This is a genomic window from Eubacterium sp. MSJ-13 (assembly GCF_018918235.1).
GTDB lineage: Bacteria > Bacillota > Clostridia > Lachnospirales > Lachnospiraceae > Butyribacter.
Genome location: NZ_JAHLQE010000114.1, coordinates 1 through 12,129 on the forward strand (window position 1 = coordinate 1; position 12,129 = coordinate 12,129).

General features: G+C 37.2%; 12 protein-coding genes. All 12 read right to left on the minus strand.

The window, feature by feature from the left end; translation table 11 throughout:
• The coding region (locus tag KQI69_RS07225) for an AAA family ATPase (protein ID WP_216564674.1) at positions 1–1,432 on the minus strand (1,432 nt) is incomplete at its 3' end.
• Between the two features lie 89 nt (positions 1,433–1,521).
• A complete protein-coding gene (locus KQI69_RS07230; protein ID WP_216564675.1) occupies positions 1,522–2,565 on the minus strand; it encodes a S66 peptidase family protein in 1,044 nt (347 codons plus the stop codon).
• Positions 2,566–2,810: 245 nt separating this feature from the next.
• Positions 2,811–3,467 carry a YkgJ family cysteine cluster protein gene (locus tag KQI69_RS07235; protein WP_216564676.1) on the minus strand — a complete coding sequence of 219 codons (657 nt, stop codon included), beginning with the start codon at positions 3,465–3,467 and terminating at the stop codon, positions 2,811–2,813.
• 3 nt (positions 3,468–3,470) lie between these two features.
• Positions 3,471–4,304, minus strand: a complete 834-nt coding sequence (locus KQI69_RS07240) for a deoxyribonuclease IV (protein ID WP_216564677.1) — start codon at positions 4,302–4,304, stop codon at positions 3,471–3,473.
• 162 nt (positions 4,305–4,466) lie between these two features.
• Positions 4,467–6,062: an AAA family ATPase gene (locus tag KQI69_RS07245; protein ID WP_216564678.1), complete on the minus strand. Its 1,596-nt coding sequence runs from the start codon at positions 6,060–6,062 to the stop codon at positions 4,467–4,469.
• 131 nt (positions 6,063–6,193) lie between these two features.
• A complete protein-coding gene (locus KQI69_RS07250; protein WP_216564679.1) occupies positions 6,194–6,739 on the minus strand; it encodes a histidine phosphatase family protein in 546 nt (181 codons plus the stop codon).
• A 14-nt stretch (positions 6,740–6,753) separates the two neighbouring features.
• Positions 6,754–6,969, minus strand: a complete 216-nt coding sequence (locus tag KQI69_RS07255; protein ID WP_216564680.1) for a nucleotidyltransferase substrate binding protein — start codon at positions 6,967–6,969, stop codon at positions 6,754–6,756.
• Between the two features lie 122 nt (positions 6,970–7,091).
• Positions 7,092–7,844 (minus strand): ParA family protein, encoded by a 753-nt coding sequence (locus KQI69_RS07260; RefSeq protein ID WP_216564681.1) that lies wholly within the window; start codon positions 7,842–7,844, stop codon positions 7,092–7,094.
• Between the two features lie 134 nt (positions 7,845–7,978).
• The gene (locus KQI69_RS07265; protein WP_216564682.1) at positions 7,979–8,236 is read right to left on the minus strand and encodes a DUF6465 family protein; all 258 of its coding nucleotides are present in this window, start codon (positions 8,234–8,236) and stop codon (positions 7,979–7,981) included.
• Between the two features lie 149 nt (positions 8,237–8,385).
• Complete coding sequence (locus KQI69_RS07270) at positions 8,386–9,546, minus strand: ATP-binding protein (RefSeq protein ID WP_216564683.1); 1,161 nt, start codon at positions 9,544–9,546, stop codon at positions 8,386–8,388.
• Between the two features lie 130 nt (positions 9,547–9,676).
• Positions 9,677–11,050 (minus strand): MATE family efflux transporter, encoded by a 1,374-nt coding sequence (locus KQI69_RS07275; RefSeq protein ID WP_216564684.1) that lies wholly within the window; start codon positions 11,048–11,050, stop codon positions 9,677–9,679.
• A gap of 224 nt (positions 11,051–11,274) precedes the next feature.
• Complete coding sequence (locus KQI69_RS07280; protein ID WP_216564685.1) at positions 11,275–11,970, minus strand: YoaK family protein; 696 nt, start codon at positions 11,968–11,970, stop codon at positions 11,275–11,277.
• Positions 11,971–12,129: the final 159 nt, after the last annotated feature.

A 12,129-nucleotide genomic window follows, 5' to 3' on the forward strand; every position in this document is an offset into this window, starting at 1 on the left:
TATCGTTCAAACTTGAGCCATTAGCTACTCCTTGACAGTCGTAGCATGAGGCTAAATTTTCAGGTGCTCTTTTTTCTGAAACTTTTTTTCCGGTATCAAACAGGCTAAATGTGCTTAATGCGACATCGTTCATATAAATGTTCATACTTTCCAGGTCTCCAGTTATAAGTGCTTTTATAAATTCATTCGTTTCACGCTTTGCAGGACTGAACCACCTGAATATCATTTTTCTGAACATAAATAATATTTCAAGATTCGTCAAAGCAAGCTCATATTCGCCATCGCTTTCCCATGTCATATTCAATTCTTCCATTGAGATAACCTTTAAATACCCACTTGCAAGCATAAGACTCCATAACGCCTCTTCCGAATAATCCAATTCTGAAAACACTATCTGTTCATCTATCATCACATTTATAGTTTTACCGCTTATAAGTGTTTCAACCATTGTTTTTACATATGGACTTCCTTTCTGTACAAGGCTGTTTATAAGTCCGTTTGAACTTGAGTCAGCCCAATATGTTTTGAAGCTCTTAAATTTCAAAAAATTGATTATCGACCACGGATTATAGATATCTTTTTTATCTCCAAATGTGAAACCATCATACCATGTCTTGACTTCCTCTTTCTTGTCAGAAAGTCCATACTCGTCAAGTGCATTAAATACTTCTTCTTCCGTAAATCCAAATGATGTTTCATACTGTTTTGATGTAGTGGTGACTACGACAAGATTATTAAGGTCACTAAAAATGCTTTCTTTCGATACCCTTGTAATTCCTGTCATTATTGCTCTTTCCAGGTAAGGGTTTGTCTTAAATGTGGAGTTAAACAGGCTTCTTGTAAATGACACCAGTTCTTCCCAATAGCCATTTACATAGGCTTCCTGCATTGGTGTGTCGTATTCATCGAGAAAGATTATTACTTTCTTACCATAATAGCGATTCAAATAATCTGAAAGATTTTTTAAAGCCTCCTGTGCAACAGTATCACTCATACCTGTACAAACAGACTGGTACTGTATTCTTTCGTTATAATTATACAAATCACTTTTTAGTATATAATCATATTGATTATAAATCCTTACAATTTCATCCTTTATCTTTATAACTGTTTCATCATATTTCGTCTGCTTTATTCCAGCAAAGCTGAGAAATATTACAGGATATGTTCCCTGTATTTCACGGTATCTTTCTTCTTTCCATATGTCAAGACCTTCAAATAGTTCTCCTCTGTCTGCATATTCACTTGAAAAGAAGCAGCGGAGCATATCAAGATTTAGCGTTTTTCCGAAACGACGCGGACGGGTGATTAGCGTTACATCATCCTTATTTTCCCACCATTCTTTTATAAAACCTGTTTTATCTATGTAAAAGCAATGTTCATTTATCACTTTTTCAAAATCCTGTTTTCCTATCCCTACTGTTCTTGCCATATATCTCTCCCCTTTTTAATATATTTTTATTAAAGCTACACCAAAAAGCATTTCTATATGTGATTTCCCTATCAGAACTTCTTTACCCCTCAGTCCCTAAAATATACTACATCAATCTTCCCATCCTCAATCGTAACTTCCGCCTTTGCCCCGGATACCACCGGCATCATTGGCGCTGTGTGTCCTATATCGAGGTCCATTATTATCGGCACATCATATTTTTCAAGGAGAGGATATACTGCATTGTATCTGTCTACGCCCAATATCTCCTCGTCAAGACACAACGGTCTTCCTATAAGAAAACCTTTGACATGTTTAAACCATCCTGCATGGTCAAGCTGCCATATTGCTCGTCTTATCGCCATCGGATTTAAGTCACATGACTCCATAAACCATATGATACCATCCTCCTCATATTTCTCATTAAACTCTGATACCTTATCAAACTTTGTTCCGACAAGGTTTGACAGACAGTCAAGACATCCACCGATAAGTCTGCCTGAAATTTCTGTTTTCTCATCATCCTTACCAGCACCAAACTTTTTAATCTCTGTTTTTTCCGTTACATTATATGGCACAAGCGGATTTTCGTCATTTTTTAATGATTCCTTTTCCCACTTATCATAGCCATGAGCCATATCTGACTTTCCCGTAAGTATATCAAATGTATCTTTGAGTGCCGGATGCCACGGCTCCATCCCATATGCTGGAGCACACGGCGAGTAGATGGCTGCTGTATCGCAGATAGTCGGCAAAAGAAATGTAAGATTGGTATTGTCAGAATAACCTAAGAACCACACGGGTTTTGATTTTTTTATTCTCTCAAAATCCACATAATCCAATATCTCACACATAAGCTCACCACCGCCGCATGAAAAAAGAGCAGAAATATCACCATTATACTCTCCGCATAAAAATGAATTTATCTCATCTGCACACTTTACAGGTGTATTGCTTATACCAACCCCCTCCCCGGCATAACAGTTCTGCCCCAGCTTTGTTTTATAACCCATTTTTTCAAATGTCTTAAGCGCATTATTAAATGCTGTTTTGTATGGCTCAATATTGCAGCCAAATGAAGGAGCTGCAAAACCAATCGTACCACCCTGTTTTAAACTTCCAGGTATTCTCATCCTTTATCCCCCTGTTTTCTATAATATCTATCAACAATTTATATATTTTTCTACCTTTTGCAAACTAAATATCTACTACAAATCCAATATCTACTATACAGATTTTTTAATCTTTAACCAAACAACAATCAGACAATTCCTTATATTTTTCTATTACTTTTCAAAATTAATTCCTGCAAAACTAACAATACAGTCTATAAGATTGCACAATCTCCACAGCCTCCTTAGTTTTGCTCACTAACAAATTAAAAAATCTGCTGCATCCTCCGCATCCTCAGTTCAAATTGTTTATAAAAATCTTCATTATCATATGGTTCTTCAAAAAATATCTTCAATATATAAAGATTGATTTTTTTCGCCATACTATCATTATTTTGTTCTTCAAGAAAAGATTTCATATTTTTAAGAAAATAATGCCATGTGTTTATATAATTTTCATACTGACTAAGATTTGGTATTCCGAGCCATTTTTTTATCTTTACTTTCGTTCTGTTTTGTTTTGCACATTCGTTTACCTGTAAAAAATAGCTGAAACCTTCGTCCTCATAAATCCTTCCGAGTGGAAAAAGCCTGCATATCCCCGGTCTGAACGAATGTATACTGCATCTGCCATCCCCATTAAGGAAAAGGCAGCCTTCATCGGCTGCTTTTAAGTTGAGGTGCGGTAATATTATCAAGTCTGCGACTGAAAGACTCAGTTTGTCTTTTATTAGTTCATTAAATGTTGTTTCTAAGTTTGTGGTAAGACTGTATATGTCATATGGATCGAGTATTATCGACTCACCCATGCCATGACAGCATTTACTGCATCCTGCACAGTCTCCGCATCCAAGTTTTGCAAGGTCATTTGATGTATATCTTTTTCCGTCAGATATCTGAGCCATGTCTACATTTCTTTCCATTACTTACTCACCCATCCATTCTTTAAACATTGCTATTTCTGCTGCATATCCCTCATCGTCATTCGGTGTCTCAAGTATAAAAGGCTTGCCTTTTAATACAGGGTGGAGTGCTACACGCTTCATGGCTTCTGCCCCTATATTTCCCTGCCCTATCTTCTGATGCCTGTCTTTGTGGGAACCACAGACATTCATACTGTCATTGAAATGAACCGCCTTTAGTCTGTCAAGTCCTATGACTTTGTCAAACTCCTCTAATACCCCGTCAAGGTTATCCACTATGTCGTAGCCTGCATCCCATACATGACATGTATCAAAGCATACTCCAAGTTTGTCATCAAGTTCTACTTTGTCTATTATCGTTCTTATTTCCTCAAAACTTCTTCCTATCTCACTTCCCTTGCCCGCCATGGTCTCAAGAAGTATTGTCGTTGACTGCTCAGGTTTGATTATCTCATTTAATGTCTGTGCGATATATTCTATCCCAGTCTCCACACCCTGTCCCGTATGTGAACCCGGATGAAAATTGTAATAGTTGCCCGGAATATATTCCATTCGCTTCATGTCATCTGCTATCATTTCTTTTGAGAAATTTCGTATATCTTCTTTTGCCGAACAGAGATTCATCGTATAAGGAGCGTGTGCTACTATCTTTCCAAATTCATGCTCTTTTGCAAATGCCAGAAATTTTTCAATGTCTTTTTCATCTATTGCTTTTGCTTTGCCGCCACGGGGATTTCTCGTGAAAAATGCAAAAGTGTTGCCACCAAGTTTTACTGCTGCCTTGCCCATTGCGGTAAAGCCCTTTGATGCTGATAAATGATTTCCTATATAGTACATGGATTTCCTCCTTGTCAGTATTTCTATCTAATGTCGATATACTGTATTTATTTTTAATATGACAGTCTGTCTATCATTTTTTTCTGTTATACATTTGACTTACTTGTTATCGTTCAATCATCGTTGAACAGCCTGACAGACAATGTCAAACTTACTATTCTATTATTGTACCGTATCATACTCTTCTATTATACATTCATGCTGCTTTGTCTTTTTATCATAATTTATTCCAACGAGCAGCATATCTCCTGTATACCGGCTGATTGCCTCAGGATATTTCTTCTCTTTTATCTGCTGCATTGCAGTTTGAACTTTTTTATTCCATTTTAATTCTACTACAAGTGCGGGATAATAGCTTAGATACTGCGGTTTCGGTATGAATATAAAATCCGCAAATTCCCTGCCTGTCGGCAGTTCCCTTATCGGTTTAAAATAATACTGCATCGCACTTAAATATCCTATCGCAAGTACACTGCTCAAAGAATTTTCATCGTTATATCTTATTATTGATGTGTAATCATCATGTATCTTTTCTATCTCTCTTGAAACCGTTTGTTCGTCCATATCGAGTGTCGCTTCAAGCAATCTCTCAGATTCTTTCAAAAATCTGCCAAGCTCATTCCATTTTGTGCTTTCTACTGCTACGATAAGTTCCTGCCGTATTTCTTCATTTGGCACAAAAGCAGTCTGCATAGCCTCATCATATCCCAAATACCCCAAATGGATAAGATATGTCAGCACATCATCCTTATTTGCAAAGTTCAAAGTATCATTCTTAAAAGAATTTATATTAACTTTTACATTTGCTCCACTAAGCATTTCAATAATTGCAGCTTTCAGCCCGTCAAAATCCATATTTATAAGCGGCACAATTGCTTCATAACTTCCTGTCTGCGACCAGTAGCTTTTAAATTTGCCGCCTTTTGTCATAAGATTTACAACGGCTATCGGATTATAAACCTGATAATCACCAAGTATATAACCATCATACCAGTGTTTTACCTGTTCATAATCCTTTTCATACTTTTTACATAACTTTTTTACCTCGCTGTCGGTAAATCCTATATACGCCGCAAATGCACTCGAATCTATCATCGTAAATTCATCAAAGTTGTTGAGTGCTGACTGTGTCTTTATCTTTTTTATAGGCAAAATACCTGTCAGATATGCAAGGTGTATATATTTTGTAGGTTCTGTCCCCTTGAACAGATTTCTCAAAAAATCTATATACTCAGTCTGAATTTTATCATTGTGTGCTTCATCCCTGATAAGCACATCCCACTCATCAATGATTATGATAAACTTTTGTTCCGTAGATGCATTTATGCCCGACAATGCTTCCGGCAACGAATTTATATTTTCAGGCAGTTCTTTCGGATAATACTGTCTGAGTTCACCCGTAACATTTTTTTCAATGTATGGTATTACTTTGTCTGCCCCGCCTGCTGCCCCAATGCACCACTGGATATCTATATGGATGACATCATATTTGTTCAGATGTTTTTCAAATTCCTTATTTCTACTTATCTCAAGGTTTGAAAACATTTCCTTAGAATCACAATCTCTGCTATAGTACGCTGTGAGCATATCGGCTGTGATCGATTTTCCAAATCTTCTCGGACGGCTGTTACATATATATCCCTGTTTCGTGTCAATAACCTTGTTTGTGTATTCGAGCAGTCCTGTCTTGTCTACATATATTTCAGAATTTAAAGCCACCTGAAATGCACTTTTTCCAGCATTTACAAACCTTCCCATAATGTCACCCCTCACACCTTAAAATTGATTGATGTCAAACGAAACATATTATTTTGTTTATTCTTTTCAAATTACCATCTTCCATTTTTCAGTCATAAGGCAATCTTCATTTTATCCTAAGCAATATTTTATCAATCCGTAAATTCATAGCAAAGCAATTCACAGTTCTTTATCCCATACGATGCAAACTCCTCATTTGTCATATCATTGAAATATGAATTTACAATTCTTGCTATGCCATTGTGAGCTACGATGAGATAAGTCTTATCCTTATCTTTTTTCATCTCATCCAATATGTTATAAACTCTCGCTGCAACTTTTAACATGGATTCTCCGCCGTCAAAGTTGTCAATAAAATGATTTTTTGCCGCCGTAAATTCTTCGCTGCGTCTGCCACCACCCTCATATTTTCCAAAGTTCTGCTCAATGACACGCATATCCGTGTGCATTGGGATGCCTGTTATCTCTGAGATATGTTCAGCCGTGTTTTTTGCTCTTATAAGTGGTGACGCTACTATCTCATCTATTTTTATGTTCTTATCCGCTTTTATGTGCTCACCAAGTTCTTTTGCCTGCTCGTGACCAAGCTCAGTAAGTTCAATGTCTGTTGCTCCACAGACTTTGCCCTCAACATTCCATATTGTCTGCCCGTGTCTTGTAAAGTATAGTTTTGGCATGATCGTCCTTTCTTCTAAAGCCAGTTTTTGTCTATCGTTTCTTTTAATTCCACAAATATATTGTAATAATTATTTTTTGTTTCTTTTATTATATCTAATGCAACACCATTATTATATGCATGTGCAACATTAACATTATTTCTCGCTCTTAGTGCCTCAAGCCACAAAATATCATTTTGTATCATTCTTGCCTCATACGCCGTTTTCAATATCTGTCTCGGCGATTCCATCTGTCCCTCCGAAAAACCATTTGCATATATGGATTTTTCACACTATCTCTATTCTTGCACTGTCTTTTGTGCATATCAAGTTTGTGCGAAGCACAAATCTTGAGTCTGAAAATTGAAAATTTTCAGACTATCTCCTTAACTAGTTCATTATAATCCTGCATGGTGGTACAATTTGGAGCATAATCTATAAGAAGTTTATTTGCCGTTTGTGCTTCTTTTGTTTTTACACACTCTCTTATCTTTGTCTCAAACAATTTTGTTCCCATGCTTTCTGCTGTTTCTTTGAGTTCCTCAAGCATATTTTTCTCAAGATTTGAGCGCCCTGAATATTTTACAAGCAAAAGTCCTTCTATCTTTAATGACGGATTTTGTCTTTTCTGTACTGCCTTTATCGTACTGTAAAGCTGGTTTATTCCCTGCATTGAATATGCATCTGCTGTAATCGGAATGATAACTCTGTCCGCTGCTATAAGACTGTTGTATAATACAACGCCAAGAGCCGGAGCTGTGTCGATGACTATGTAATCATAGCCTTCAAGTTCCTCTATCGCATCCTTTAATCTATAAAGCCCCTCAACATCTCCATCAAGCAACTTTTCTGCCTTTATGAGTAACGGATCTGATGCTACGATATCTCCGTTCTCAAGATGCTGTATTGCTTCCTCTAAAGGTATGCGGTCTGTATCGACCATTACATCATAAAGTGTCGCCTGATCTTTTATCTTTGCCTGATATGTAGCACTGCTGTTACCCTGTGGATCTGCATCTATGAGAAGTGTCTTATGTTTCTTTCCGAGTACGCCCGCGAGTGTAGTCGCTGTTGTTGTTTTTCCTATGCCGCCTTTTTGATTTGCCACAACAAATGTGATTGCCATTTTAATCCTCATTTCTGCACACGTTTTTGTGCATAGTGTGAAATATAATATATTTCACACATAAGATTTGTGCCAAGTGTGCGCAGACACAAATCCTAAGTATGAAAATATTTAATTTTCATACCAGTTTCCCCTCAAAATTCAATCTGTCCCTGAAGCTTATCGTTTATAACATAAAATACAGCATTTTCTTCGGGTTTGATATATACATTTACTTCTGTGATATCTTCATCTGCTATCCCGTGGTTCTCTACTACATCACGCCTGATAAGGCTGAGCAGGTTGTCTAACGAGCGTTCACGCTCATGATACTGTACTGTTATATGCTTCTTTGCTGTTGCAAATCCGCCTAATTTTTCTTCTGCACGCATGGCACTGATTTTTCTCGCCATCTTCTTTCCCCTCCTTGTCTGATTACACTGTCAAACGGATTTCACAATCCGCTCTGCTGCTTACTTGATAGTATTAAAGCACTCACAAATCTGCCTTTCGGTTACAGTTTATCATAATAAGGATATGGTTTTCAAGTTCCTAATCTGTTTTACTGTTTATCGTAACTTTCCAAAAAGCTGTGTTTTACACCGTCCTTTTTGTAAGCAACTATCGTCTTCAGATTGACATTCTCAACACTTTTAAATATATTACTCTCGACAAACGGATTTGTCTTTTTTAATTCTGCTATGAGATTTTTTATCTCCATTCTCTTCGACACAGTGCTGCCGTCTGTCCTACAGGTAGTACAAGTGTCTGTAAATCTGCATGCACACTGTATAAAATGAAGGTTATTGTAATCTCGCCAGTGCTTTATGTCATCCTCCCTTATAAGATACATCGGTCTTATAAGTTCCATGCCCTCAAAGTTCTGGCTGTGAAGTTTTGGCATCATTGTCTGCACCTGACCGCCGTATAACATTCCCATAAGGATTGTTTCTATCACATCGTCATAGTGATGGCCGAGTGCTATCTTATTACAGCCTAGTTCTTTTGCTTTATTGTAAAGATAACCTCTCCTCATTCTTGCACAGAGATAGCATGGTGATTTTTCAACTTCATACACTGCATCAAATATTGTTGACTCAAATACCGTTATCGGAATATCCATAAGTTTTGCATTGTTTTCTATTACTTTTCTGTTTGCCTCGCTGTAACCGGGGTCCATTACAAGAAATACAAGTTCAAATTCAAATTTATTGTGTCGTTTGAGTTCCTGAAAAAGTTTTGCCATAAGCATTGAGTCTTTTCCACCTGATATACAGACAGCTATCTTGTCATGCTCTTTTACGAGTTCATAAGTATTTATCGCTTTCGCAAATTTTGAGAAAAGCTGCTTATGAAATTTCTTTCTGATGCTTTTTTCTATATCATCTTTCCTGCTGCCGTCTTCCTCTTTTTCTTCTTCAAGCCTGATGTTTTCAAGTATCCATCCCGTATATCCGCCCTCAAGACTGTAGGCTTCAATATTTTTCTGTTCTCTGAGTTTTCCCGCACACTCAGCACTGAATACTCCTCTTGTGCAATATATAACAACTTTTTTTCCTGCTGATACTTCCTCTATCTTCTCGTCTATATCTTCCTCCGGTATATGAACCGCCCCCGGTATCATTCCATATCCGACTGACGAATCGTCACGCATATCAACAAGTACATATGAATCCTTATCCCATGTTTTTATGTCACTGTATTTTACATTTATATCGTTCATTGTTTATTCCTCATTTTCTATTTTTCTATTAACTTTTTAAGTTTTTTCTTATAAAACTACTCATCAATATCTGCCAGATTTCATTATAACCGTTCTTTATTACATTAGCAATGAATAGATGTCAACTGCATTACCCATTCACCATATATTCCTCTCTCGAAAATTCTTTCCTTATCATAACAATAGCTACAACCGCTGCGAGCCCATCCGCTATAGGCCCTGCATACATTATTCCGTCTATTCCCATGATAAGCGGCAGTACCACGACTAGAGGAAGTAAAAAGATTATCTGTCTTGTAAGTGATAAGAACATACCTCCTTTTGGTTTTCCGATTGCCGTAAGGAATGTTGATGTTATCGGCTGTAAGCAGTTTACACAGGTGCAGAATAAAAATATCCTGAAATAATTCACCGCAAATGTATAGTAAGTTTCGTCACCTTTTCCAAATACCGATATTATCTGTCTTGGGAAAAACTGAAACATTATAAATGCTATGATACACATTGTAAATCCGCATAACATTGATTTTTTGTATGCACTTTTTACTCTGTCAAATTTCCTTGCTCCATAATTAAAACTTGCGATTGGCTGAAGCCCCTGTGACAGACCTATTACAAATGAAAAAAACATCTGGTTTACTTTTGTTATGATGCCGACACAGGCTACCGGAATATCCTCGCCGTATACTGACAGCGAGCCGTAATGCTTCAATGATTTGTTTAAGATTATCTGTACTATCATCATAGCAACCTGATTACTGCATGGTGAGCCGCCTAGTGCCGCCACTCTGCCTATATATTTTGCCCGAACTACAAGATGCTTTTTCTGCAGTTTTACCGTTTTATAGTGAAGCATATAAACAACTACAACGACTGCCGATACAAACTGTCCTATTATCGTTGCAAATGCTGCCCCTGCCATTCCCATGTTCATTCCAAAAACAAATATCGCATCTAATATAGTATTTATTACTGCTCCGATAAGATTACATATCATTGCCATATTCGGATTTCCATCGGCTCTTATAAGATGACCGCCGCCTGCTGTCAGGATGACAAGTGGAAAACCTATAGCTGTTATCCTCGTGTATGTCATTGCATAGGGAAGCACTTTATCTGATGAACCGAAAAATAAAAGCATAGGTCTTAAAAATATCTCACTTACAAGGCATAAAATAAGTCCGCATAAAAATAACATTGCCGCAGCATTTCCGATATAATAAGCCGCTGTCTTTTTGTCCCCTGCTCCCATTGAGAGATTGAATGCTGACGCACCGCCTATTCCAAACAATAATGCTATGGCAATACAGGTTATCGACAACGGGAATGATATGCTCGTTGCCGCATTGCCAAGTGAACCTACAGCCTGTCCGATAAAGAACTGATCTACAATGTTATACAACGCCGTTACCAGCATGGCAATTATGCTTGGCACTGAGAATTTTACCAGCAATTTATTTATCGGAAGTACCTCCAACGGATTTTCTTTTTTTATCTCACTCATATATATTCCTCCATTTTTGGTTAATGTTCACATCTACGGTACGAACAATAACCATTTTTACTTAAAAATATGCGTAAATCCATAAACTCGGATTTACGCATATTGCTACTCAGTTATTATATAATGTTTATCAAACTTTTTCTAAATTTTCATATTCCTGAGTTCTGGTTAGGAAGCATCCCTCGCTTTCAACTCAGTCAATACTTATAATACCCCAAACAAATTCAGGCCTGCGAATGAACAGTGACAAATAACCCTGATAACATTCCCTGCTCAATGGCTACCATAACGAATGCTACTGCCACAGCCACAAGTCCGAGCCATGAAGATCTTATACCAAATGACTGATTTGCAAAAAATTCACAGGCAACACCAAGATGATATGTTATAAGTACACTTCCATAGAACTTCGCTTTATGGCTGAATTTTTTGTCATGGCTGCAAAGATACTCAACTCCCGCCATAGTAAACTGTTTAAGGTTGTTTGTAGAAAATATCGTCGAACAGTTATATCCGTAAACTCCGGAAAATGAAGTCCACTGAATCGCTGCGGCAAAAAAGATCGGATACAGCGATATCATTATGTCCATGTCTTTTTGGAAAAATCCAAGCATTATAAATGCAATTGCATCTACTATGATTGCAAGATAATGAACGCTTATCTTTGTAATTTTGGGCCATATAACAGCAAGTGCCACACCTGCCATGTAGATTGCCACACCGCCAAGTCTTACAAAAAGATCAAAAAAATCCGTTCCGACTATACTCATCGCTACATGGATAAGATTGGCTGTCTGTGCATTTCCAAATACATCCGCCCTGTTTAAAAGTGCATATGCCCCGATATATCCTCCTATGAATGCCATCGTACAATGTAAACGTTTGCGAAAATCATCTGATACTCCATTTTCACTGTTCATTTTTGTGCCTCGATTCTCTGACTTTGATATTTTTATCAATCATTTTTTGTTAAATTACAACAAAAAAGATAGTAAAATTAAGTGTTTCTTCTATTTCACTTCAGTCAAGCGGATATTCGCAATCCGCTTTGCTACTTGCTCATAACACTATTAGCTGCT